This window comes from Desulfovibrio litoralis DSM 11393, assembly GCF_900143255.1.
In the GTDB taxonomy this organism is placed as follows: Bacteria; Desulfobacterota; Desulfovibrionia; order Desulfovibrionales; family Desulfovibrionaceae; genus Frigididesulfovibrio_A; species Frigididesulfovibrio_A litoralis.
In genome coordinates this window covers 84,765-109,913 of the sequence record NZ_FRDI01000002.1, presented here as the reverse complement: position 1 = coordinate 109,913, position 25,149 = coordinate 84,765, and the positions used below count along the sequence as shown (strand labels likewise).

The window sequence follows — 25,149 nt, the reverse complement described above, 5'->3', positions numbered from 1 at the left end:
CGAACAGCACCCGATTTAAGTAATATTGCCTTTTTACCAACTATTGTTTATGTGTAGGAAGATAAAAGATACGTGTCTTTTACACCATAAGGAATAGGTGCATGCACACAACTCACATAGACATGGAAAATGTACTAAATAACCTACCACATAATTTAAAATCAGTGTTTCTTAATTATTACGCTTCACTTAAATCATCAGAACCTAAAACAAATATAATATACTGTTTTGATATAGATTTAAAACGTAATTTATTAGGCTTTATCTTTTTTTCTGAAACGATAACTCACAATATAAAATTCTTTGATGATAAACAGCAAAATATCTTTGTTAACTTTGAACGTACTGCATTATACAGCTTTGATCACAACATCAAACGCTATGCACACATCTTTTGGATTGCTTTTACAAAAAACAGTATAATAAGTGTTAAAAATAACAACAAATCAATAAAAATAATATGTAATAACAACGTACATTACACTATTCACACCGAATACTTAACTAAGATATTTAACGCTCCTTTAAGAAAAAAAATCACTCACAAATTGTTTGCTTTTATAGCCCAACTCTCATTCATCAAAAACAAATATGAAAACACTTGGATTTTTTCAGACAGACCGGACAAAGCTGATGACAACGCTGAACATTTATATCGTTGGGTTAGAGCGAATATTCCATCACAAAAAATATTTTTTGTCATAGATAAAAATTCAAAAGATTGGCAACGTTTAAAAAAAGATAATTTCAATCTAATTAATTTATATAGCCTAGAATACGCTTTTGCTTTTATGCATTGTAATTGGCTTATTTCTTCTCATTCTTTTGGTGCGTTAAACAAAACCGGTTGGCGTATGCTTTACGCTGATATTGTTAACCATCAGTTTTGCTTTTTACAACATGGTATTATTAAAGATTATATGCCACAAATCGCTCGCAGAAATATTGATTTATTTGTTACGTCAACCGTTAGAGAACATGAATCTTTAGCCAAGTCTGAATCATACGCTTATTGCCTTAGCGAAAAAGAAGTTGTGTTAACAGGTCTACCAAGACATGATATTTTATTAAAAAAAACAGAATCTATACTTAAAGAAAAAATAATATTTATCATGCCTACTTGGAGACAATACCTGACTGATGAAAATATAACGTTTACGGCTCAGTCAACTGAGCAATCTTTTAAAGATAGTTTGTTTTATAAAAACTGGTTCAATATATTAACCGATAAAATGTTCTTAAATTTATTGACAGAATATGGCTATTCTATATATTTCAAAATTCACCCATGTTTTCAGAGCTATTTAAGTGATTTTGAATTTACTAATTGTTCACAAATTAATATGGTTTTTGATAATCAAAACGATACGCAAAGCATTCAAGATATTTTAGTAAGATCTTCGTTACTTATTACTGATTATTCTTCTATCGCTATGGATTTTGCCCTTTTAAAAAAGCCAGTTATCTATTTTCAATTTGATCAAGAAGAGTTTTTTGAACATCATTCTTGTAAAAAAGGTTATTTTGACTATAAAAAAGATGGGTTTGGAGAAGTAGCAACAGTGTATAGTGAATTAAATGCTCTGCTGGAATCATATTTAAAAAACGATTGTCAGCTAAAAGAAAAATATAAAAAAAGAATAGAATCATTTTTTTGTTTTTTTGATCAAAACAATTGCCAAAGAGTTTATGACAGCATTATAGAATTTTCTAAGCCAATAAATAATAAAAACTAACATGATTGAGATTTTTTCATGCGAATAGATCATATCTATGATAAAACTAAATATTATACCGGACAAACAATCCCTTTTATAAAAAGGGTTTGCATAGATTATTCTCGTACGCATCGTATTTGGCGAAAAAAACACAAAAATGGTCAATATCAATATAGTGTTGTAGTTAGTGTCTATAATGTGGAAAAATATTTAGATGATTTTTTTAAATCTATTGTTGATCAAACATTAGACTTCAAATCACATATCTGGCTTATTTTGGTTGATGATGGTTCTACTGATTCCTCTGCCTCTATAATTAAAAAATGGCAAAAATTATATCCCGATAATATTACTTACCTTTATAAAGAGAACGGAGGATTAAACTCCGCTCGCAATTATGGACTGAAGAGAGTCAAGACTCCTTGGGTAACTTTTATTGACCCTGATGACTTTGTTGATGTTACTTATTTTTCTCATGTGGATAATTTTTTAAAAAAACATCATGTAGAAGGAGTAGCTGATAAAGAAATAAAAATGTTGGCGTGTAATCTTATTATGTATTACGAGCACAATCAGCGTTTTTTCAACAAACACCCTCTAAAATTTAAGTTTAAAGAAAAAGAAAGTATTTTTAAAATTCAAAAGTTAAATCATTTTATGCAACTTAGTGTTGCTACTGCTTTTTTTCCCGTTAATGACCTAATAAAAAAAAATATATTATTTGACGAACGTAAATGGGCAGGGTTTGATGATGCAAACTTGATTTTAAGATACCTTAACCTGCTAGATGAAGGCGTTATTGCTTTTGCAAGTTTGCCTCGTTACTATTATAGAAAGCGATTAGCGAAAAACTCTAACGTGGATTTGGGCAGTCTTAAAAAAGAAAAATATTTAGCAGAACCTCGAGAGAGCCAGCTAGAATTATTGGAAGCTATTTATAAAGAGAAAACTAATATTCCATATTTTATGCAACAAATAATCTTATACAATTCATCATGGCAAATAAAACAGTTTTTAAACAACCCGCCTCCGTTCTGTCTAAACCCAAAAGAAACGGAAGAATACCAAGCCATTTTAAAAAATATTTTCAAATATATAGACCAAGACATTATTGAAAACTATGATAGCACTATTAATGGGTTTAACTGGGAACATAAAGTAGGAACTCTACTCTGTTTGAAAAATATTAAACCAAGTAGTCAAAAAGTCTATATTTATGAATATGACAGAGTGAAAAATCAGCTTTGTCTTGTATATTTGGGAAAAGGCGACGAAACAGAAGACATACTTGTGAATGGAATAAAACAAGAGCCTGTGTTTACAAAAAACACACAACTTACTTTTGCAGGTAAACCCTTTTGCATACGTCGACAAGTTTGGATACAACTACCTGAAGCTAAGTATACTTTAAGCTGTAATATGGATGAATTAGATACTCAATTGATTGTTGAGGGGAGAGAACTTAGTCATATTAAAAAGGCAGATATAGAAAGTGCTTTTGTAAATTGCAACCTATCTAACAATTCCCCGTATAAAGATGCTTGGATTTTAATGGATAGAGACATTCATGCTGATGATAGTGCGGAACATTTATATCGCTACATAAAAAATAACTATCCTGCCCAAGAAATATTTTTTGCATTACGCAAAACCTCTTCTGACTGGAAGCGATTAGAAGCAGAAGGCTTTAACCTCCTTGATTTTGGTAGCAAACACCATGAACGAATTTTATTAGGTTGTTCTAAAATTATCTCTTCTCATGCGGACCATTATGTTACAGATTATTTTAAAGGTTTAGTCAAAGATAAACACTTTGTGTTTTTACAACATGGTGTAACTAAAGATAATATATCTCGTTGGCTCAATAGTCAAAAAATAGACTTATTTGTTACCACAACGCATCATGAATATAACTCAATCGTAGCTGACGGTTCTCCTTACATGCATTCAAAACGTAATACTTTCCTAACAGGTTTTCCACGCCATGATGCTTTAGTCCCCTTTATACAACAGCACGAAAATACCATTCTTATTATGCCTACTTGGAGACAAAGTTTGGTAGGAAAGGTGATAGGTAAAACCAACAAAAGAAGGCCTCTTGGGACCTTTATGCAATCACAATATGCACAAGCATGGCAATCTTTTTTGATTTCAGATTATTTAAAAGCACTGACTGAAAAATTTAAGATGAATATTATATTTTTTCCACATATGAATATGCAAATGTATATTCCGTTTTTTACAATTCCAAACTACATTAAAGTGCTTTCTCATTCAGACAGTTCTATTCAAAATCTTTTTAAACAAGCTTCTATCATGATTACTGATTATTCCTCTGTCGCTTTTGAAATGGCATTTTTAAAGAAAGCTGTCTTGTATTATCAGTTTGATCAAGAAACTATTTTTTCAGGTGCAGCACATTTAACATTAAAAGGTTATTTTGATTATGAACGAGATGGTTTTGGACCTGTTGTTTTAGACGAAAATACTCTTTTAAAAGAACTTGAACAGATATTAAAAAATAACGCACAGCCTATGCCTAACTATTTACAGCGAATGGAAGATCTTTTTCAGTTTCGTGACGGAAAAAACTGCGAAAGAGTTTATCAATCGATTTTAGAGTTAGATAAAAAATGATAATGAAAAACAGGAAAAATTTAATATGAAATGGTTTAACAAAATTTTAGCTAAGGTTGATTTAGCCTTAATAAAACGTAGTCGCATAACTAAAACTGAAGATAAATTAAAAGAGTTAAAAAACACTTTAACGCTAGAACAACGCCTTATTTTTGCCTCTTTATTTAACTTCGCTCAAATTCCGCAATATAACACTCAAATTGCACTTTTTTTAAGTAAAAAAGAGTTGAATAATATCTCTCAGATAATGCAGAAATACCCGCAATGCCGTCTAGAAAAAGTTATTGTTGTTGATGCTACTGATAACTTGCCTGATGTTATTCCTTTTAGTGATCAAAACGGTGAACGATCTGTTTCCGTTGGTAATATAACTTCTTTATACAATGTTGGTTACTTAGAATTTGTTTTTTATAATTTAGATAAATCGGTTCAAAAGTGCATTATTGAAAATGATAAAGCAAATTCTTTTATAATTAATACATCAGAAGAAATACTCGCTCTTGGTAAAGATAAAACATTTTTACCGCATCACTATTTAACATGGAAATCACAATTCCAATCAGTCTATAATTTGTTGAAAGATGAGAGTAGTAAGCAAAACCTGGTTCAAATAATAAAAGCAAGAACAACTGGTAATCCTATTTATTATATAAAAGATATATATTCTGCATATTGCCACCCAAATGTCGTTTTGCATCAAGATGATACTTTGATGTGTGTTGGGGGTAATGATATTGGCATAATAAAACAAGCTGGTAAAACTATTGGTGATAAAGGTCATATTTTTTCCATTAATGCTCATTTGAATAATAAAGAAAAATTTTGTGGTATAGAGAATGTTACATTTATAAACCCAGCAACATGTTGCAACCACAGTCTTTCTTCTAGTGATTGTGTTAATAATAGCTTCGCTTGCATTGATTTAATTATGAAAGAATATAAGATTGACTCGTTAAATTTTCTTAAGATAGATGCTTTGGGCGATGAATTAATCGTTTTAGAGAGTGGTATAGAAACCCTAAGAAATCATCTTCCAAACCTAGCCATTTCAATACATTATAAGCCAACACATATTTTTGAGATTCCACTATTTATAGATAAATTGAATTTAGGCTATAAATTTTATATCGGACATCATTCAGAAACAATGTTGGATACTATTCTATATGCTACAGTTGGGTAAAAATATTTTTCGAAAGGAGTGAAAAGATGAATCAAGAAGAGCAAAGCATATTTCAACATATTGAAAATACTTCTATGCAAAATATATATGCGTGTAATATTTTTTTACAAGCACAAAACGCATTACAACAAAAAGATTTTATTTTGGCGTATAAATTAATGAATATATACAGAAATAGTATATTATACAATGATTTAAAGACAGTAGACAACCGTACAAACAAAAATCCTAAAGCATCAGTTATTGTCGTTGCTTATAATACTCAAGAAGATTTAATTACTTGTTTACAATCTGTAATGGATGGAAATGAAAAAGATATTGAAATTATTGTAGTCGATAATGGCAAAAATGATTCTGTAGTGCCAATCTTATTAAAAATGGACATACTGTATATTAAAACGCCTATAAACCTTATACTATCAGAAGGGCGTAATATTGGAGTTCATTTTGCAACAGCACCTATTTGTATCTTTTTAGATGATGATGCTATTGCTCCGCCAAACTTTGTTGAAAAGATTTTAGATGTATTATTAGATACTAATCTATCTGCTATAAGAGGAAAAATATTACCTAAGACGACAACAGCGTTTCAAATAGCAGAACCTTGTTATGACCTTGGAGACATTCCTATTCCTTCGGTTATTAATACTGAAGGAAACTCAGCGTGGAGAACAAATATATACAAAGAATTTGACGGAATGGATCCATTACTATTTGGACATGAGGGAACAGAGTTATCTTATAGAATCCACCAAAAATATAGTAAAGATGCTACTTTTTATTTTCCAACCATATATATTTATCATGATTCTGCACATGATGAACAAAAAAGTGTGATAAAAGAAGCTAGGCATCAACTAATGCGTAAATATTTAAATTGGAAGAAAGAACAGAAAGTTAAAATAGCACAAACAATTAAGCAAAATACTCTTGTCAATTTAGAGCAACGTTATAAAAAAGCTTCTCAATGGCGTAAAGTATTATCCTTGTGCTTATTAGATCCTAAAAGGCTAAAAACAAATATATACAATAAATATATAGAAAATACTAAGAGAAATAGCCTTGAGAAATGATAGCAATTCACGCTATATCTTTTTTAGAATGTTTTCAAATTAAATCAAAAAAAACTATAACTACTATATGAAGGAATATTCTTTTGAACGAGATCACAGCAATACTACCCATGAAAGGCAACTCAGAGAGAGTACCAAATAAAAATATCCGTGATTTTGCGGGGGTTCCATTATTTTTTCACATTTTGGATACTCTTATTGATTGTAAACAAATTACGACAATATTAATCAACACAGATAGTGAAAAAATTGCAGATTTAGCTAAAAACAAAGAAAAAGTGAAGATAATAGAAAGGCCGAACCACTTATGCGGTGATACAGTACCTATGAATGATATTATTGCCTACGATATAACACATAGTAATAGTGAACATTTTTTACAAACGCATTCTACTAATCCTTTATTAACAAAAAATTCCATAGAACAAAGTATCCATAAATATTTTAAGAAATTAAATGAATTTGACTCTCTTTTTTCTGTAACCAAATGGCAAACAAGATTTTACTGGGAAAATGGTAATCCTGTAAATCATAATCCGAACGAATTATTGAGAACTCAAGACTTACCAGCACTATATGAAGAAAATTCTTGTATTTATTTATTTTCAAAAGAATCGTTTAAAGCTGCCAATAATAAAAGAATAGGCAATAAAGCTCAGATATTTACTCTTGGACAGTTAGAGTCTGTAGACATAGATGAAGAAGAAGACTTTATTTTAGCCGAGCTTTTAGCAATACAGAAAAAAAATAAGAGATAATATATGAGAATTCTAGTTACCGGTGGAGCTGGCTTTTTAGGTAGTCATGTAGCAGATGCGTTAACTGAGGCTGGGCATAAAGTTATTGTTTTTGACCAACAAAACTCGCCTTATTTAAAAGAAGAACAAGAGATGGCTGTTGGTAGTATTCTTGATTATCCATTAATCGAAAAACTAGTTAGCCGTTCAGATATAATATATCATTTCGCAGGGATAGCCGACATTGATGAATGTAAGCAGCGACCAATTGATACAGTGAATATTAATATTTTAGGTACAGTAAATTTATTAGAATCTGCCATAAAAGCGAATATCAAACGTTTTGTTTTTGCCAGTTCTGCTTATGTTTATAGTGATGCAGGATATTTTTATCGTTGTAGCAAACAAGCTTGTGAGGCATATATTGAAACTTACAATAAGTTACATGGGCTAGAATACACCTGTTTACGCTATGGTTCTTTATATGGACCTAGAGCAGACGAGCGTAATAGTATTTTTAAATTAATCAAACAAGCTTTACATAATAAAAAAATCACCTACTATGGCACAGGTAATGAAATAAGAGAATTTATTCATGTAAAAGATGCGGCTGATATTAGTGTAAAAATATTATCTGATGAATTTATTAATGAGAATGTTGTCTTAACTGGCCCTGAGAAAATGCAATATATTGAATTATTATCAATGATTAAAGAAATGTTGCATGATAATGTAGATATTGAGATACTGCCTTCTACACGAGATTCACATTATAAAATCACTCCGTATAATTTTAGCCCTAAAGTTGGACGTAAAATTGTAAACAACCCGCATATTGATATGGGTCAGGGTTTATTACAATGTATGAGTGATATATTTGAAAACGTAATAATTAAATAAACATAGACAGTTATCAGCGTTTTATTGTATGGTTATATATTAAAGGAGAATATCTTTATGAGCCTCAGTAGCTGGGATGAAACAACAATCAATAGTGATATTTTTTCAGAGTTAAATGATTTTCTTGAATCAACTAAAAACATGGGTAAAGAAAAAACATCAGAACTTTTAAAAGAAAAAATAATAAAAGCCTATAAAAAAAACAATATTGACCTTGCATTGCTGTGGCTTAACGAATATCAGTTTATCAATAAAAATGACATATGGTCAGACGAATATGAAAAAAAGCTTGCTCCACTTTATGACAAGCAACTAGCAGCTAGTAATCGGACTTGTTCTTTTTTTAAGAAGGAAAACTTATCTTTATTTGATATTGAAGCTTTAAAAGATCGCTATGCTGGAGAGCGTTGTTTTATTCTTGGCAATGGTCCTTCTTTAAATAAAGTTGACTTAACAAAACTTAAAAATGAATTTACCTTTGGTGTTAATTCTATATTTTTAGCTCGTGATAAGATGGGATTTGAGCCAACTTTTTATTGTGTTGAGGATACACACGTTGCCAAAGAACGTAAGCATGAAATGCAAAAAGTGAATAGTACTATAAAATTTTATGGTTACTATTTGAAAGATTGTATATTAGCACACACAAATAATCTTTTTGTAAATACGCTAGTTGATTATCGTCGTTATGTTGGATACCCTTACTTTAGTATAGATGCTTCGAGGCGTTTATGGGTTGGCGGAACAGTTTCTTATATTAATATGCAACTCGCATATTATATGGGATTTAAGAATGTTTACCTTATTGGTTTTGACCATGAATATACAATTCCTTCATCTGCTATAGTAAAAGGGGATGATATTCTATCTACGGTTGACGATCCTAATCATTTTCACCCTAATTATTTTGGAAAGGGTTATCATTGGCATATACCTTTAGTTAATCGTATGGAACTTTGCTATATCAAAGCTAAAAGAGCTTTTGATTTAGATAATAGAGAAATTATAAATATTACCCCCGGTGGACAATTAAATGTTTTTCGTCGTGATAACTATGATAAGGTTTTGAGCGACAGTTATGCTCCAAATAAAAGTCCGGAAGAAATTAAGAGTTATGTAAGCTCCATAATAGAAAAACAACAAAGTAGAGATATAAAAATTTCTGTAATTGTACCAGCTTATAATGTAGAAAATTATATTGCTAACACTATCAATTCTATAATATATCAGTCTTTTAAAGACGTTGAAATAATTATAGTTAATGATGGATCTACTGATTCAACTTTAAGTATAATTGAAGAATATGCTCGAAATTTTGATAACATAAAAGTTATTTCTCAAGAGAACAAAGGTGCTGCTGGAGCCCGCAATGCTGGCATACATCACGCTCAAGGTAAATATTGCACCTTTGTTGATGCCGACGATGTAATTAAACAAGATATGTTGTTAAATCTTTATACAGCAGCAGAACAAGCTAAGGCTGATATTGTACAGTGTGGTTATGAACGAGTCGAAAAGGATAAGATAATAGCAACATATCAAGCCTCATTAAACTTCTCGGGTTATACGGCAATCCAAGAAATGAGTATTGGACATTCTTTCTCTGCATGGGCAAAATTATATCGCATAGATTTTTTCAGAAAACATGATCTTTTATTTGAAGAGTATGTTTACCACGAAGATATAGAGTTTTCCTTAAAAGCTCATTACTTTTCTTCTCAAAGCATAACTATACCTTATATAGGTTACTCTTGGGCTATTAGAAAAGATTCATTGACCTACGGAGTGAAAAATAAAAAAGGCATAGAAGACATTTCCCATATATGTAAAAATTTAAAAGAGTTTTATATTAAAGAAAATCTTTTCGATAAATATCATAGAAGTTATTATGCCTTATGTTACCGTTTGTTTGATCTCATTTTACTAAGAATACATAGTGAGCCGGATATGTGGAACCGCGTTTTATTATTAAGAGTTTTTCGCAAAGAGCTTGAAAAAAATGATTTAGATTTTTATGAATATATTGAAGTTGCACAATCCATTTGTGAATATCCACAAAAAATATTTGAAAAAGTGTTTTTAACCAAAGCTGAATACAAAAAACGAATACAAAAAAATAGAGATATTACCCTTGAACAACGCTACAAAAAAGCTCCTCATTGGCTTAAGATTATATCTTTGTTAATGTTAGACAGAAAACGCTTAAAATATAATATTCTCCAAAAACATAACAAAGACCATATTTTATCAAAACTGACAAAGATTATTCCTGATTAAAGTGTTATTAAATAAAGGGGGAAAATGTGCGTTTTTTTAACAAGATTTTATCTAAGGTTGATTTAGCCTTAATAAAGCATAGTCAAATTGATGTGTAATAATTACTATTTCTTTGTAGGACAATAACAATGCAAACTTTATATAAACAACTTGACATAAAAAATATTCAAGAGAATAAGCCATTCTTAAATAACTTATTAATTAATGGTTTTTTATCATATAATTATAACTTTTTGTATGTGGCTGTCCCAAAGGTTGCCTGCACGACTATGAAATGGTGGTTTGCAAAACTTGAAGCAGTTGATTTAGATGTTTCTTCTATACACAAGAGTCTTGAGAGTACCCCAGAATTAGTAATACACGATATTGCTAATATTGCTCCACATTTGACAAGGTTACCCTTGAGTGTAATAGAAGAATATCTTTCAAAAAAGGATGCCTTTTGTTTTACTCTGGTGCGTAATCCTTATATGCGTATTTTTTCTGCATGGCAGTCAAAAATGTTATTGCAAGAACCATTGCGAATAATACCATATCAAAAATACGATTTTTGTAACTATAAAATTGATAACAAAAAAGACATAAGTTTGGCGTTCGAATATTTTTTAGAACATTTATATGCCTACGAACATCCTGCCAACTTTCTGGATCCTCATTTTATGCCTCAATACAAAATATTACGCCCAGATATATTCCCATACTCATTAATTGTTAAATTAGAAGAAAAAGAAAAATTAAAAGAAGCCTTAAAAATACATTTAGGAGAGGATGTTGCACTCCCTTTTGAAGATAAAGGGAATAATGTTAGCCTGTTATCCTATAACACAGAATTTATAACGGCTAGGTCTGTTGAATTGATAAAAACTATATATCAAAAAGACTTTGAAATATTTAATTATAGCACTGAACTTCCTGTTTCAAAGAAGAACATTTCAGAACAAGAAATATCAATAGCGATACAAGCTATTAACATGATACGTTGGCGACATCAACGAATCAGTGAAATGCGTTCCGTTTCAAATAATACAATAAATAATTTAAAAAATGAAAATGCTACTTTACAAAAACTCAATACTCAACAATTGATTAAGGTTGAAAATACGTTATCTGCATTGCAAAAAACAATAGAAAACATCGCACAACATTTAATTAATTTTCCTAGCACTCCACAGCGTTTCTTCTTATTCTTTTACACTCCAATTTTAAAACTAATAGCTAAACCCAAGTACTATCAGCAATTTAAAGATAACCCTAATAACTTTTTTGCAGATACAGAAAGTACTATGAACAAAATATTTTTAAAGTTTTTAGAGCTGTTTGGCCCAAAGGCAAAACGTTTTTAATCATATAATAAAATGACAAATAATAAAGAAAACATTCACTTAGTTGCTCCTCGTAGCCATGTAAGTCAAGAAATGAGAGAGGCGAGGCACTCTCATAAAGGCATGGTCTTTTGGCTAACAGGTTTATCAGGAGCAGGTAAATCAACTCTTGCACACACGGCAGAGCTTATGCTTTTTGAAAAGGGTTATAATATAGTTGTGTTAGATGGAGATGCTATTCGCACAGGGCTTTGTAATGACTTGTGTTTTTCGCCTGAAGACAGACAAGAGAATAACAGACGTATAGCAGAACTCGCAAAAATATTAGTAAGAAATGCAACTATATGTCTTTGTGCTTTTATCTCGCCTTCTGAAACGGCACGAAAAAATGCTAAAGATATTATTGGAGAAGAATTTTTTAAAGAGGTTTTTATTTCTTGTTCTTCCGAAGAATGCGAACGTAGAGATGTAAAAGGCTTTTATAAAAAAGCTCGAACAGGGGAAATTAAAAATTATACCGGAGTTTCCTCTAATTATGAAGCCCCAACTAATCCTGACTTAATTATTGTTACAGAAAATAAAACCGTTACAGAAAATACAAATGAACTTTTTGAATTTATTGTAGCCCATACGAAGAATCTGGAACTTGAGATATCGAGTTAAAATAGTTAAAGTATTTGATAATAATGTTTTTATTGGTACGTTGCTTTTAGCAGAAGTAGAGTAGAAAGAATCCAATAAAAAAGGATATTCATAAGTGAAGCTAGAGATTAAAAGAGAAAAATCAGAATATATACGTTATTGCTCAACATCTTTAAATCTATCTTATTTTTTATTAAATAGGGCTTGTTATTTAGTTCAATACAATAATATTGATGCCATATACAATACAGCGTTTTTATCTTTAAAAAAACTTAGAGATAACAGCCTTTTTATTAGATTTTTTAATTGTGCAAAAAAGCAACTTTCCAACAATCAAATAATGCAACTTGCATCTTTATTCATTATTGATAAATCAGTTTCTCAATATTATTCATGGTTAGAGAAAAACCCATTTTTATTGTTTTCTATTATAGAGTTGCAACACCATAAAAACGTAGAACTTCTTGAGCTATTGAATATAAAGATAATTGATAAAAAAAGTGATTGTACTCTGATTTGCTTTGCTAGTCGCAATGAGAAAATAAATGAGTTGAATTATCAACTAACAGATATACTTTCAGTCTATAATTATAATTTAATTTTTGTAAGAGATATGTATGATGCATGGTATTTAAAAGGGTTAGCATTTCTTACGAATGATGTACCTGATACTGTTTTATATTTAAGAAAAAAAATTAATGAACTTGAGAAAGAGTCTTCTAACATTTTTACTATAGGTTGTTCTAGCGGTGGTTATGCATCTTTACTATTTGGTTATTTATTGGGAGCTAAACGTATTATAGCTTTTGCACCTCAAACTCTTTTACCTCGCCCTCTTCCTTTACCAGATGTAAGTTGTTTAAATGGAGTAGACCAGACTTATTTTGATTTACTGACCTCTCTTGACTGGCAATCTTTGAATGCCAATATTGCTTTATTTTATAGCCAAGAGTATGAAAGAGATAAAATTGCCTGTGAAAGATTGAAAAATGTTCATGGTGTTGAGTTGCACCCATTTGTAGCAGGAAAAGAACATAATATTGCAGGTTGGTTAAAAAAAAATAACCTCTTAAGGTCTTCAATAGATAAATATTTAAAAAGTGATTTAGGCAATATTTCACAACATCTAGTGAGTTTCCCCAACACTCCACAGAGCTTCTTTTTATTCTTTTACACTCCAATTTTAAAACTAATAGCTAAACCCAAGTACTATAAGCAATTTAAAGATAACCCTAATAACTTTTTTGCAGATACAGAAAGCACTATAAACAAAATTTTTTTAAAATTTTTAGAACTGTTTGGACCAAAAGCCAAGAGGTAATATGCTTAAATATATTAATAGAATGTCTTTATCTTTTTGATACACTCCGAAAAGTACCCGCAAATTTTAATTCTTTTCTTTATATATTAATAAGACCATTGCAAAACTCTGTTTTGAGTTCTTTGCTATCATTTTAGCCTCGTTTGCACAAAGAATAAAACACCTTAAGTCGCAAAAAACACTAATTTTACAAAAAAATAACTTTTTCTCTTGTTTCTGGGGTATAAGCTCAAAGCTCCAAGTCCATGGACGAGCAAAGCCAGCCTATTGTCCTTATGCGTGCTTGGGATTACCTTGCTAAATGAAGCCGCTTTGAGACTATTGTGCAATGGTCTTCATTTATAACAATGTGGTGTTAACACGAGCTTTAATCATTTCTTTTAAGGTAAGAGGCGGTCTGTTTCTTTTTTAACAACGGCATAACATTCGCAACACAACTCTTCAAGCTTGGGGCGGTCAAGAACAGTAATCTGCCCTCGGTGATATTTTATAACACCGAGCTTTTGCAACTTTCCAGCCGCTTCTGTTACCCCTTCACGACGCACCCCAAGCATATTAGCTATCAGTTCTTGGGTCATTGTTAGTTTATTGCTTGGCAATCGGTCTAGAGATAAAAGAAGCCAACGACAAAGCTGTTGGTCTATTGAATGGTGGCGATTACAAACAGCAGTTTGAGCCATTTGAGTGATGAGGGACTGAACATAGCGTAGTAATAAATATAATACCTCACTATGACGGTGGAACCCTTCTTTAAAAATCCGACTACAGAGTCGATATGCCTGCCCAGCACTTTGTACTATAGCTCTGCTTGGCGTACTTTCGCCACCCATGAACAAAGATATGCCGATAATTCCTTCATTACCAATAACTGAAATTTCCGCTGATGCTCCGTTTTCCATTACATAGAGCAAGGATACAATGCAATCAACAGGAAAATATACGTGGCTTAACGTGTCTCCTGATTCATATAAAACCTTACCAAGTGGCATTTCTACTAATTCAAGATGTGGTAACATTGATTCAAAAATGCTTGGCGACAAAGTAGCCAGAAGATGATTTTTCAAAGCCTGTGATTTTTTTTCTATGATAAACCCCTGTAAAAAAAATTTGGAATGAAAATAAATTAATTAATATCAAATATATATATTCCACCCCTTAGATGTACACTACGCAATGCTTTTAAGCAAGACAAAGACAAACTGTTATCAAAATACTTATTGTTATGTGCTACACCGTACAGACGGGTTTAATAAATACAATTATTGTTAACTTAATCAGTAACCCTATAGTTGAATAAGGAGGCAGATGTGTTAGAAACCATTACGATTCTCTTACTGGCCTTGTGGGCTTTGGGTCTTGTTTCTTCCTACACAATGGGCGGATTTATTCACCTACTTTTAGTCTTAGCTGTTATAATAATTCTTGTACGAGTTATTCAAGGTAGACGACTTTAAAGACTTTTTAAAAAGCGTATTGCACCAAAAGCCATAAAATCAGAAATTATTCTGTCATCACAGTTATTGTGATGTAAAAGTGTCACCATCATTCAATAATACGTATTAGAAGTATTATTAGAGACTATTGCACTATAAGCTCAAAGAGGCTTCATTTAGAAAGACACTTCAAAAAAACACAAATAAGAAAACTTTGATTTTCTTGTAAAATTAGTGATTTTTGAGACTTAAGACTTTTTATGTTTAGCATAAAATGATGAAAAAAGTAGGCAAAACGGCGTTTTGCAATGGTCTTAAATAAGAATAAAAGGTTAATAAAAAGTGCATTTGCTTAGTATATAAGTTAAAGAACACATTAATAAGCCACTCTAAAAAGGGTGGCTTTAATATTGTCTTTATTTGTAGTAGTACTATTTGGCTTGTATTCCGTGTTACCGCCATTGCCGTTTTCCGATTTAGTGGTGTAGTCATAAGGTTTTGTTCCCAAAATCTCTGTGTCTTTGTCAAGCCCACCATTGCCACTGCTAACACTTCAGGAAACGTTAAATGACCAGTCGTAGCCTTTATTTTTGTCTTTTATTTCCTCAAAGGTTAGGGTGTTGGTGTTGAGGGTTAAATCGCCACCCGGTTCAGTGGCAATGATAGCCCCTTTGATATGGGTGTTGTTTTCCACATAAATATCTACCTCGCTACGACCAACAATACTGGTCTGTTGCCCCACCCAGTCGGAATCTGTTTTGCCTTGATCTACAACAATATTGTTAACTTAATTTGCGACTAACACAACTTATTACATTTTACTATATTCTTTAATTGCAACGAGATCGCTAGTCCCATCCTGGAACTTTTTCATTTCTACAACTACTGTAGTTCCTGGAATAAACTCCCACTCCTCGTCTTCTGAGTCATAATCATTGTCTTCTGAAATAGTATAGATAGTATCGCGTATCCTTTCTGCTAGTATGTATTTATATGTAGAAACTCCTTCGTTTAACAACGAAACATATATTTTTGCTTTCATGATGTACCTCTTTAGCGGTTAGGTCATTAGTTGAGCGTTCAACGTTTGTGAGATATTAAGACTCAATGGATCAATATTATATTCATCTGACTCAGAGTCCCATAACGGATAACAGTAATAATCACACATCAACTTAAGTTTTCTCATTTCATTGCTCCAGCAGGGTTCTATCAAGCTTTTGCCACTCTTTCAAAGCCAGTTCATGAAAGCGTAGTTTATAGCTCATTTATATCCACTTCCACAAAAGGACCACCAGAACGCTCTTGCACTAGCTTTATATCTTCCAAATCTTCCAGACGCCCCAACAGCTTTTCATAATGAGCAGCAGACAATAGATAGGCTTCTGGCTTGTTGTGATTAAGCACGGCCACCGGGTTATCTTCTGCCTGGCTGAGAATAGCAGAAAAATTTCGCTTGAGTTCGGTAACACTCACTGTTTTTTCCGCATGAATAGTTTGCATGGCTTCCCTCTTGATATGTAATTTTATATCTTATTAGGTGCTTTATTTAGCATCAAAAAAAGCATTTGTCAACTCTACTGAATGTTTTATCTCGTTATTTTATCAATACTCTCAATTATAATCATTTTAGTGAAAAATAAACTTGTTAAAAAGTGCTCCGTTAAACCATGTTAGTCTAAGCTTTTCAAAATTAAAAAAAAATCATTTTTTTTTAAACGAATTATATATTTATTTTATAGCACTTTTTTTTAATGATGCTAGAATCCTAGTTATATTTTTATTAATATTATTAACAGGTTAAACATAAAAATATTCAATAGTCTTCATTATTAAATTTTTTAAGATTGGAAAAAAGCTATTAAAACGCCGTTTTATAAAAAATGGCGTGTTTTTATTTTTTTTATTTATCAATCAACATAAAACACAAAAGATAAAAAAAGGGGAAATTATGAGCGTATTATCAATACCCATAAAAAACGTAGATATAAAAGATAACCTTGCATGGATGAACGAGTTTGCCACCGAACAGCTTTTAGCATGTAGTGTCAGTAAATTGAGACAAGATAGACATAAACACAGAGGGTTACCGTATGCAAAAATTGGTAGAAGCGTCCGGTACAAGCTTATAGATGTGCAAGCGTACCTTGATCGTTGCAAAATCACCCCATTACAATAAGAAGCACCAGAGATCAACGTGGGAAGCAAAAGAAAATTTAAGGAGGAATTTCAAGCTTTTTTAGCACTGCAAGCTACAAAAAAATAGAACTAAAAGGAGTCAAGCACATATAAAAGTATTTATCTCAGAGTGTTACATAATTGTAGAAATAGAAGACAACATTCAAAGTAATATTATTACACCTATGTTTTAGGAAACATAGAAACACAAATTATATTAAAACATAAATAAGAGTGAAAATACACAAATAGCTTTATTGGTAAAGTTTATTTTTAGTTTGATATAATTTCAAGCTTTTTCACTTAGAACACAATATCTAATATCTTTCTATTTGTTAACAGTGCAAACAAATTATTTGAATTAGTATTAGGCACATTCACCTCCGAATTTTCATCTACACACTTCATGCTGTACCGTACTATTTTTCCACATATTTATTTAAACCTTTACCCAAAAACAAGCAATACTGTTTCGTTCGCAACGTATTTCTTTAGTTCTAGACAATCTATGTTTGAACCTAACTTATAATCGTTTATCGACATAGATAGGCAGGTTTTCAGTGATAGTCATGATTACCACGGGTAAGAAATCCTTATGCGAAAACTGGAGTAAAAATTTAGCCTAAAAACAGTTGAGCCGAGTCGAGACGTCAAGCGTAAAAGCTTAAATACAAGTAAAAAAAATCACAATATGCTTAAATAGAATGCTTTTCAATATCTGAATAATAAACGAATTTTATCTATATAATACAGACTGTTATGCGAGTAGCACTTCACATTTAACAAATAAGATGATAAAAATAATATTAAATAATATTAATTAGATATGATAGCTGCGTTGGTTATCAGTGTAAAAAAACAACAGTGCAAAAAAACACTAATATTAAAATATAAATATTATCAATATATTATATATTATATCGTGTTGTATTGCAATAAATTCATCAATATATTGCTTAGATAAGAAAACATTACAAACACGTATAACATGCTGTTAATATAGAATATTTATCTTTGGCACAGAAGATGCTAATTAAACATTACCGATTGGGATAAAAATCACAAGCACTGTGTTCCCATATATAAAAAATTTTCAGGAGAAATATTATGTCTTGTTGTGAAAATCTTTGCCTCTCTCCACAGGAAGAGCGTATTCTAGAAAAATCCACTAACCGTAAAGGTCGTGAGCGTATTTATAAAATTCTTGATCGTATTTTGTTCCAAATACCTATCATTGATGTTGAACGTGCCCGTTATTTTACTGAATCTATGAAGCAAACAGAAGGTCAGCTTTTAACCTTACGCTGGGCTAAAGCTCTAAAGCATATTGCAGAAAAAATGACTGTATATATTACTCCTGATCAGCTTATTGCTGGTCGTGCAGGTCAATTTGGACGTTATGGTATTTTATATCCTGAAATTGATGGCGATTTTTACGCTGTTGTTATGAAGGATCTACCTAATCGCGAAAAAAGTCCTTTTAAAATTTCCGATACAGATATTAACATCATTTTAGATGAAATCGCTCCTTACTGGGAAGGTAAAACTTATCACGAACATTTAAACAATGCTATGCCTGAAGATTTACGTGGCGTAACTTATGATGATGATCAGGGGTTAAAATCTAAGTTTGTTGTAAGTGAAACTTCTTCTTATCGCTCAGCCTTACAATGGGTGCATGATTATGAAAAAGTTTTAAGTCGTGGTATGCTCAATATTCAAGCTGAAGCACGTGCAAAAATGGCTCAACTAGACCAAGACAGTCCTGTTCAAGGTTGGGATAAAAAACCATTTTATGAAGCCATGATTATTGTTTGTGATGCTTTTATGATTTGGTCTAAGCGTCATGCTGATTTGGCTCGTACTCTTGCTGCTCAAGAAAGCGACCCTAAACGTAAAAAAGAATTATTAGAAATGGCTGATATTTGCGAAAAAGTACCTGCTCACCCTGCTACTAACTTCCGTGAAGCAATTCAAAGCCAATGGTTTGTTCAAATGTTCTCACGTATTGAACAAAAATCTAGTGCGATTATTTCAAATGGTCGTATGGATCAATACTTATTTCCTTATTTCAAAAAAGATATTGAAGAAGGTCGTATTACTAACAAAGAAGCTAAAGAATTGCTTGAATGCATGTGGGTTGAAATGGCTCAATTTATTGATCTTTATATTAACCCCACCGGTAATGAATTTAACGAAGGTTATGCTCACTGGGAAGCTGTAACAATTGGCGGTCAAACTCCAGAAGGCGAAGACGCTACTAACGATTTGTCTTATTTATTTCTTGAATCTAAACGTGAATTCCCGCTCAACTACCCTGATTTAGCTACTCGTATTCACTCTCGTTCCCCAGAGCGTTTTCTGAAAGAGATTGCATTAACTGTTAAAGACGGTTCTGGTTTCCCTAAGCTGATTAACGATGAAGAAGTTGTGCCTCTTTATGCCATTAAAGGTGCACCAATGGAAGCAGCATTAGACTACTCAGTGTCTGGATGCACAGAAGCTCGTCTGCCAAACCACGAAACTTATACTTCTGGTTGTGTTTACATCAACTTTGCCACTGCGTTAGAAATGCTAATGTATAACGGGCATATGTTGAAATATGGCGACCAAGTAATTGGCGTTGAAACTGGTGATGTTACTAAGTTTGATAGCTGGGAAAGTTTCTATGATGCTTACAAAGCACAACACATGAACTTACTCAAAAAAGCTTTTAAACAACAATATATTGTTGATTGTTTACGCCCTGAACACTTTGCTAGCCCTTTTGCATCAGTAATGCATGACCTTTGTATGGACAAGGCTAAAGACCTACAGTCTCAAAAAATTGAGGGCGGTTTAGACTTTTCCTATTTTGAATTCTTAGGTTATGGCACTGTTGTTGACTCTTTATCTGCTATTAAAAAGTTAGTATTTGAAGAGAAAAAACTCACAATGAAAGAAGTTGTTTCTGCTTTAAGAAATAACTTTGAAGGTTATGAACCTGTACGCGAAATGCTTCGTAACGCTCCTTGTTATGGCAACAATGACCCGTATGTTGACAGCATAGCAAAAGACATTGACCATATTACCCAAGTTTATGCTAAAAAATATTCTGACGAACGTGGTGTCAACTGCGACGTACGCTATGTACCAATCACCTCTCACGTGCCTTTCGGCAAGGTCGTCTCTGCGACTCCTAACGGACGTAGAGCATGGACAGCTCTTTCAGATGGTTCTTCAGCTTCTCATGGTGCAGATAAAAACGGACCAACCGCTGTTCTCTTGTCTAACTATCATACTAAAAACTATGGTTTAAAAAACCGTGCTTCTCGTTTGCTTAACATTAAGCTTTCTCCTAAGAGTGTATCCGGACATGATGGCACTGAAAAAATCGTAAATATTATCCGTACTTGGTGTGATCTGAAATTGTGGCACTTACAATTTAACATTGTAAACCGCCAAACTCTTGTGGCTGCCCAAGCTGAGCCTGATAACTACCGTAGCCTTTTAGTGCGTATCGCTGGTTATAGTGCTTATTTCTGTGATTTATCTAAAGACTTACAAAATGATATTATTGACCGCACTGAACATGCAAGCATCTAATTAAAAGTAAACACACACAATAGATAATAACCCTCTAACCACTGCCACTTTGAAATTCCAGAAAACGTTCAAAGTGGCAGTACTCTTTTTAGATTTACAGTTTTTTCGCTTAAGCCTTTAAATGAAAAATAATAATTTCAAAGGATTATAATATGTTAGATAAAAACCAAAAAGGTATTGTTTTTAACATACAAAAATTTTCAGTACACGATGGAAAAGGCATCAGAACTTTAGTTTTTTTAAAGGGTTGTCCGTTAAAATGTAAATGGTGTAGCAACCCAGAATCTCAAAAGCTAGCCATTGAAAAAGCTTATAACCCGATGCGTTGTTTAAGTGCTGAAATTTGTGGGCGTTGTGTACAATCTTGCTCATTTGGAACGATACAAAATATTGATGGTTTATTGTTTAATGACTTTTCTAAATGTCAGTCTTGTTTTAAGTGTGCCAATGCCTGCCCTTCTGGGGCCCAAACGGTGTATGGCGAAGAAATGACCGTTGATCAAGTATTACGCCGTGTTGAAGAAGATGGTGTGTTTTATTCTCGTTCTGGTGGAGGTTTAACTCTTAGTGGCGGTGAGGTGTTAATGCAACCAGAGTTTGTTAATGCGCTGTTGAGAGAAGCAAAAGTTCGCCATATCAATGCAGTAATAGAAACTTGTGGGCATTATCCCTACAAAAGACTCGCTGAAGCCTGCCAATATTTACAAACATTAATATATGACATTAAAAGTCTTTCTTCTGAAAAACATAAAGAATTTACAGGAGTTGGGAACAAGCTTATTTTAGAAAATTTTAAAAAAGTTTGCGAGGACTTTCCCAACTTAAAAATACTCGTGCGCACTCCTGTTGTACCTGGTTTTAATAATACTCAAGAAGATATTATTGCTATTCGCAACTTTTTACCTAAAACGCCAAATATTAGTTATGAATTGTTGGAATATCATAGAATGGGTGAACCAAAATATTCATATCTTGGGCGTAATTATGAAATGCACGGTAAAGCATTAGCACCTCAAGAGATGGAAACATTAAAACAATTAATTATATGAGTCTATTACAAAATATTTTCAAAATATAACTCAAATAAATAAAGAAAAAAATGCAACATAGTATTTTATATACTCTGTTGCATTTTCGCATTTATATAGATTAACAAACTGATTTAATAGCTACACCGTAACTTATTTATATTGATGTAAAAAAACATAAAAAAACGAATACTCCTGTGTTTTTTTGCAATGCTTAATGTAAGAAATTCTTAATTGTTGTGTGTATGCCTAATTAATGTTTGGCAGTAAAATATTTGTGTTTTTTTGCAACGAAAAAAAATAACAAAAGCTATGTTAAATCTCTTTCTTAACATGCTTATTTTATTATATTTTTTTTATATATAACAGTAATGCTTATCAATCTGTTAATTTTTTCTAAACAGTTAAAGCTAGAAGCTTATTTGAGTTATTAAATTTTTAAAACAAAAAGAGCAAAAAAGAACGCATTAACGCTATAATGTCTTGAAATGTATATAATTTTAATAAAATTCTAATATATAAATACTACATAAATAGATTTATTGTTTTATATTGAGATTTTTTTCACAGTGGCATTGTATTTGCTAATATACATTAGAGTTGTCTTGTTTTAAGAAGGTTTCTCGTTTTGTCCTTTATATAATTTTATATTTTTGAGAGGTCGTTAACTTGTGAAAATAATTGACTTTCGTTTCCGCCCTAATACTCCTGATGCTGTTGCGGGAATGTTAAACCATAAAGTTTTCGGTGATATGTTTGAGTTATTCAACTATGCCGAACGTGCTAACCCCCAAGAGTTAGATGATATAGTGAATGATCTCCGTGCTATGAATGTTGTAAAAGGTGTTGTTACTAGTCGTGATGCTGAAACGACCTATGGCTTAACCTCTGGCGACCAAGGTGTTTTGGCATTAATGCAAAAACACCCTGATTTATTTATTGGGTTTGCTGGTGTAGACCCACATAAAGGGATGAAAGCTGTTTATGGCTTAAATAAAATGGTGCTGGAACATGGCATGAAAGGAGTAGCAACAGACCCATATCTGGCTCGTATTCCTGCTGATCATGCTAAATACTATCCAATTTATTCAAAATGCTGTGAATTAAATATTCCAATTGTTATTACAACTGGACCCGCGACTTTAGTTAAAAATGCTGTGATGGAAGATGCACACCCTAAGCATATAGATAGAGTTGCCTGTGACTTTCCTGATTTAAAGATTGTTATAAGTCATGGTTGTTACCCTTGGGTTAATGAAGTGATTATGGTTGTTCATCGCCACAAAAATGTTTTTATGGAAATTTCAGAATACGAAGAAACTCCTTTTTCTGAAGGATACATAAAAGCCGCAAATACTTTGATTGGTGATAAAATGATTTTTGCTAGTGCCTCACCGTTTCTTGATTTTAAAAAACAAATAGCTCTTTATAAGAGTTTAGCGTTTAAAAAAGATGTTTTAGAAAATATTATGTATAATAACGCCGCAAAACTACTTGGCATAACAAATTAATTCTTTAAACTATCGATAAAAGGAAATAAAAAAGGAAATAAAATATGAGCAATACTACCGAATTTGACCAAGATAAAAACCTTCGTAAAATTGTAATATCATCTATATTAGGGGCTGTTATAGAATGGTATGACTTCTTTTTATACGGCGTTGTGGCTAGTTTATTTTTTAACCACTTATACTTTCCATCTTTTGACCCAACCGTTGGAACTTTATTGGCTTTTGCTACTTTTGCTATAGGCTTTGTGGCTCGCCCTTTGGGTGGTATTGTTTTTGGACACTTTGGCGATAAAATAGGTAGAAAAAAAGTACTTATTTTGACCTTACAAATTATGGGTGTTGCAACTGTTGGTATTGGTTTGATTCCAAGCTATGAACAGATCGGTATATGGGCTCCTATTTTACTTATTATTTGTCGTTTAGCTCAAGGTTTGGGCTTAGGTGGCGAATGGGGTGGGGCTGTTTTAATGTCTTTTGAATCTGCTCCAGCGAGCAAACGTGCGTTTTATGGTAGTTTACCGCAAATTGGTATGTCGTTAGGCTTATTACTCGCTACTGGTGTTATTGCTCTTCTCTCTGCTACTTTAAGTGATGAAGCGTTTTTAAGCTGGGGTTGGCGCCTTGCGTTTATTGCGAGTGCGGTGCTTCTGGCTGTTGGTTCTTATATGAGAAGCTCTATACATGAAACTCAAGATTTTAAAGAAGCTAAAGAACAAAGACCAGAAGTGAAATATCCTCTTTTAGATGCGTTTAAGCGTTATCCTAAGATGATGATTGCTTGTATGGGGGCACGTTTTATCGACGGTGTCTCTTTTAACGTATTTGGTGTGTATTCTTTAACATATTTAACAACAACCCATAATATTCACCGAGACGTAGCCCTAAGCTCCTTGATGATTGCGGCTATTGTTATGACGCTGTGTATTCCTTTTTGGGGTGCTGTTGCTGATAAAATAGGTAAAGCAAAAATTTATGGTGGTTCGGCATTGATGGTAGGTATTTTAAGTTTTCCGGCTTTTTGGATTCTGAATAACTACCCTGATCACTTCATGCTAGTTACATTAGCATTAGGTATACCTTTTGGTATCTTCCATGCTGCTGTATTTGGCACAATGGCCGGTTTATTCTCTGAAAGTTTTGATGCTTCTGTGCGTTATTCTGGTATCTCTTTTGTTTATCAATTTACAGCTATTTTTGCATCGGGTCTTACTCCAATGATTGCTATTACTTTAACAGAATGGAACGACCACCAACCTTGGTTCCTTTGTATCTATCTTCTTGTTGTTGCTATTATGAGTGCTGCCTGTACCGTATGGATGGCTCGCATGAGAAAACAACAATTATTAGATGGACATAATTAATATAATTAATATAATTAATTAGTTAAATATAAGTTATAACCATTGTCTTATTTCTAAAAAATAAAAATCAAGATAGTTTATAGCTAAGCTATTCCCTTTGTTGTAATAGGAGTTAATTTCTTTTATAACAAAGGGTTTTTGTTAAAGAGGAATGTTGACTGATAGTTATCAAAAAGTTTAACTATGGTCTTTGTTAATGGTCTTTTTAAAAAATTCAACTACTTGATTAATTTATTAAATATA

Annotated in this window: 21 protein-coding genes; 16 read left to right on the top strand and 5 right to left on the bottom strand. The window is 32.1% G+C overall.

The window, feature by feature from the left end; all coding sequences use genetic code 11:
• Window positions 1–122: 122 nt before the first annotated feature.
• From BT999_RS00500 to BT999_RS00455, 10 genes are all read left to right on the top strand, one after another.
• The gene (locus tag BT999_RS00500; RefSeq protein WP_178139291.1) at window positions 123–1,736 is read left to right on the top strand and encodes a CDP-glycerol glycerophosphotransferase family protein; all 1,614 of its coding nucleotides are present in this window, start codon (window positions 123–125) and stop codon (window positions 1,734–1,736) included.
• An 18-nt stretch (window positions 1,737–1,754) separates the two neighbouring features.
• Window positions 1,755–4,355: a CDP-glycerol glycerophosphotransferase family protein gene (locus tag BT999_RS00495; protein WP_072695393.1), complete on the top strand. Its 2,601-nt coding sequence runs from the start codon at window positions 1,755–1,757 to the stop codon at window positions 4,353–4,355.
• Window positions 4,356–4,380: 25 nt separating this feature from the next.
• Window positions 4,381–5,538: an FkbM family methyltransferase gene (locus tag BT999_RS00490; RefSeq protein WP_072695390.1), complete on the top strand. Its 1,158-nt coding sequence runs from the start codon at window positions 4,381–4,383 to the stop codon at window positions 5,536–5,538.
• Window positions 5,539–5,564: 26 nt separating this feature from the next.
• Window positions 5,565–6,611: a glycosyltransferase family 2 protein gene (locus BT999_RS00485; RefSeq protein ID WP_072695388.1), complete on the top strand. Its 1,047-nt coding sequence runs from the start codon at window positions 5,565–5,567 to the stop codon at window positions 6,609–6,611.
• Window positions 6,612–6,694: 83 nt separating this feature from the next.
• Entirely contained in the window at window positions 6,695–7,369 is a 675-nt protein-coding gene (locus BT999_RS00480; protein WP_218587501.1) for an acylneuraminate cytidylyltransferase family protein, read from the top strand.
• Between the two features lie 3 nt (window positions 7,370–7,372).
• Complete coding sequence (locus BT999_RS00475) at window positions 7,373–8,248, top strand: NAD-dependent epimerase/dehydratase family protein (protein WP_072695386.1); 876 nt, start codon at window positions 7,373–7,375, stop codon at window positions 8,246–8,248.
• Between the two features lie 57 nt (window positions 8,249–8,305).
• On the top strand, window positions 8,306–10,525 hold the full coding sequence (locus tag BT999_RS00470; protein WP_072695385.1) for a glycosyltransferase: 2,220 nt from the start codon (window positions 8,306–8,308) through the stop codon (window positions 10,523–10,525).
• 128 nt (window positions 10,526–10,653) lie between these two features.
• Window positions 10,654–11,868, top strand: a complete 1,215-nt coding sequence (locus BT999_RS00465; protein ID WP_072695383.1) for a sulfotransferase family 2 domain-containing protein — start codon at window positions 10,654–10,656, stop codon at window positions 11,866–11,868.
• A 12-nt stretch (window positions 11,869–11,880) separates the two neighbouring features.
• Entirely contained in the window at window positions 11,881–12,510 is a 630-nt protein-coding gene (gene cysC, locus BT999_RS00460) for an adenylyl-sulfate kinase (RefSeq protein ID WP_072695381.1), read from the top strand.
• Between the two features lie 94 nt (window positions 12,511–12,604).
• Window positions 12,605–13,810, top strand: a complete 1,206-nt coding sequence (locus BT999_RS00455; RefSeq protein WP_072695379.1) for a hypothetical protein — start codon at window positions 12,605–12,607, stop codon at window positions 13,808–13,810.
• A gap of 380 nt (window positions 13,811–14,190) precedes the next feature.
• On the opposite strand, the gene BT999_RS00450 is transcribed toward BT999_RS00455, so the two are convergent.
• Window positions 14,191–14,874 (bottom strand): Crp/Fnr family transcriptional regulator, encoded by a 684-nt coding sequence (locus BT999_RS00450; protein ID WP_245790971.1) that lies wholly within the window; start codon window positions 14,872–14,874, stop codon window positions 14,191–14,193.
• A 243-nt stretch (window positions 14,875–15,117) separates the two neighbouring features.
• Here BT999_RS00450 and BT999_RS12345 point away from each other — a divergent pair, with 243 nt between their 5' ends.
• Window positions 15,118–15,264 (top strand): lmo0937 family membrane protein, encoded by a 147-nt coding sequence (locus tag BT999_RS12345; protein WP_143145464.1) that lies wholly within the window; start codon window positions 15,118–15,120, stop codon window positions 15,262–15,264.
• 532 nt (window positions 15,265–15,796) lie between these two features.
• Here the strand turns inward: BT999_RS12345 and BT999_RS00440 are convergent.
• From BT999_RS00440 to BT999_RS00430, 4 genes are all read right to left on the bottom strand, one after another.
• Window positions 15,797–15,985: a hypothetical protein gene (locus BT999_RS00440; RefSeq protein WP_072695374.1), complete on the bottom strand. Its 189-nt coding sequence runs from the start codon at window positions 15,983–15,985 to the stop codon at window positions 15,797–15,799.
• A 69-nt stretch (window positions 15,986–16,054) separates the two neighbouring features.
• Complete coding sequence (locus BT999_RS00435) at window positions 16,055–16,285, bottom strand: hypothetical protein (protein ID WP_084650525.1); 231 nt, start codon at window positions 16,283–16,285, stop codon at window positions 16,055–16,057.
• 18 nt (window positions 16,286–16,303) lie between these two features.
• A complete protein-coding gene (locus BT999_RS12685; protein WP_281246527.1) occupies window positions 16,304–16,432 on the bottom strand; it encodes a hypothetical protein in 129 nt (42 codons plus the stop codon).
• A gap of 68 nt (window positions 16,433–16,500) precedes the next feature.
• The gene (locus tag BT999_RS00430) at window positions 16,501–16,746 is read right to left on the bottom strand and encodes a type II toxin-antitoxin system Phd/YefM family antitoxin (protein ID WP_072695372.1); all 246 of its coding nucleotides are present in this window, start codon (window positions 16,744–16,746) and stop codon (window positions 16,501–16,503) included.
• Window positions 16,747–17,194: 448 nt separating this feature from the next.
• Between BT999_RS00430 and BT999_RS00425 the strand changes: the two genes are divergently transcribed.
• The 5 genes from BT999_RS00425 to BT999_RS00405 all read left to right on the top strand — a co-directional run bounded on the left by BT999_RS00425 (window position 17,195) and on the right by BT999_RS00405 (window position 24,906).
• A complete protein-coding gene (locus BT999_RS00425; RefSeq protein WP_072695370.1) occupies window positions 17,195–17,422 on the top strand; it encodes a MerR family transcriptional regulator in 228 nt (75 codons plus the stop codon).
• A gap of 1,106 nt (window positions 17,423–18,528) precedes the next feature.
• On the top strand, window positions 18,529–21,006 hold the full coding sequence (gene hpsG, locus BT999_RS00420) for a (2S)-3-sulfopropanediol dehydratase (RefSeq protein ID WP_072695368.1): 2,478 nt from the start codon (window positions 18,529–18,531) through the stop codon (window positions 21,004–21,006).
• A gap of 152 nt (window positions 21,007–21,158) precedes the next feature.
• Window positions 21,159–22,055: a (2S)-3-sulfopropanediol dehydratase activating enzyme gene (gene hpsH / locus BT999_RS00415; protein WP_072695367.1), complete on the top strand. Its 897-nt coding sequence runs from the start codon at window positions 21,159–21,161 to the stop codon at window positions 22,053–22,055.
• A 650-nt stretch (window positions 22,056–22,705) separates the two neighbouring features.
• On the top strand, window positions 22,706–23,545 hold the full coding sequence (locus BT999_RS00410; protein WP_072695365.1) for an amidohydrolase family protein: 840 nt from the start codon (window positions 22,706–22,708) through the stop codon (window positions 23,543–23,545).
• Window positions 23,546–23,589: 44 nt separating this feature from the next.
• Window positions 23,590–24,906 carry an MFS transporter gene (locus tag BT999_RS00405; protein ID WP_072695363.1) on the top strand — a complete coding sequence of 439 codons (1,317 nt, stop codon included), beginning with the start codon at window positions 23,590–23,592 and terminating at the stop codon, window positions 24,904–24,906.
• Window positions 24,907–25,149 lie beyond the last annotated feature (243 nt).

What these genes read in the sequence shown, in the direction of transcription:
- BT999_RS12685 (WP_281246527.1), bottom strand. Translation starts at nt 16,432, where the DNA reads ATGAGAAAACTTAAGTTGATGTGTGATTATTACTGTTATCCGTTATGG.
- BT999_RS00425 (WP_072695370.1), top strand. Translation starts at nt 17,195, where the DNA reads ATGAGCGTATTATCAATACCCATAAAAAACGTAGATATAAAAGATAAC.
- BT999_RS00490 (WP_072695390.1), top strand. Translation starts at nt 4,381, where the DNA reads ATGAAATGGTTTAACAAAATTTTAGCTAAGGTTGATTTAGCCTTAATA.
- BT999_RS00500 (WP_178139291.1), top strand. Translation starts at nt 123, where the DNA reads ATGGAAAATGTACTAAATAACCTACCACATAATTTAAAATCAGTGTTT.
- cysC (WP_072695381.1), top strand. Translation starts at nt 11,881, where the DNA reads ATGACAAATAATAAAGAAAACATTCACTTAGTTGCTCCTCGTAGCCAT.
- BT999_RS00470 (WP_072695385.1), top strand. Translation starts at nt 8,306, where the DNA reads ATGAGCCTCAGTAGCTGGGATGAAACAACAATCAATAGTGATATTTTT.
- BT999_RS00465 (WP_072695383.1), top strand. Translation starts at nt 10,654, where the DNA reads ATGCAAACTTTATATAAACAACTTGACATAAAAAATATTCAAGAGAAT.
- BT999_RS00485 (WP_072695388.1), top strand. Translation starts at nt 5,565, where the DNA reads ATGAATCAAGAAGAGCAAAGCATATTTCAACATATTGAAAATACTTCT.
- BT999_RS00475 (WP_072695386.1), top strand. Translation starts at nt 7,373, where the DNA reads ATGAGAATTCTAGTTACCGGTGGAGCTGGCTTTTTAGGTAGTCATGTA.
- BT999_RS00405 (WP_072695363.1), top strand. Translation starts at nt 23,590, where the DNA reads ATGAGCAATACTACCGAATTTGACCAAGATAAAAACCTTCGTAAAATT.
- BT999_RS00435 (WP_084650525.1), bottom strand. Translation starts at nt 16,285, where the DNA reads ATGAAAGCAAAAATATATGTTTCGTTGTTAAACGAAGGAGTTTCTACA.
- BT999_RS00430 (WP_072695372.1), bottom strand. Translation starts at nt 16,746, where the DNA reads ATGCAAACTATTCATGCGGAAAAAACAGTGAGTGTTACCGAACTCAAG.
- hpsH (WP_072695367.1), top strand. Translation starts at nt 21,159, where the DNA reads ATGTTAGATAAAAACCAAAAAGGTATTGTTTTTAACATACAAAAATTT.
- hpsG (WP_072695368.1), top strand. Translation starts at nt 18,529, where the DNA reads ATGTCTTGTTGTGAAAATCTTTGCCTCTCTCCACAGGAAGAGCGTATT.
- BT999_RS00495 (WP_072695393.1), top strand. Translation starts at nt 1,755, where the DNA reads ATGCGAATAGATCATATCTATGATAAAACTAAATATTATACCGGACAA.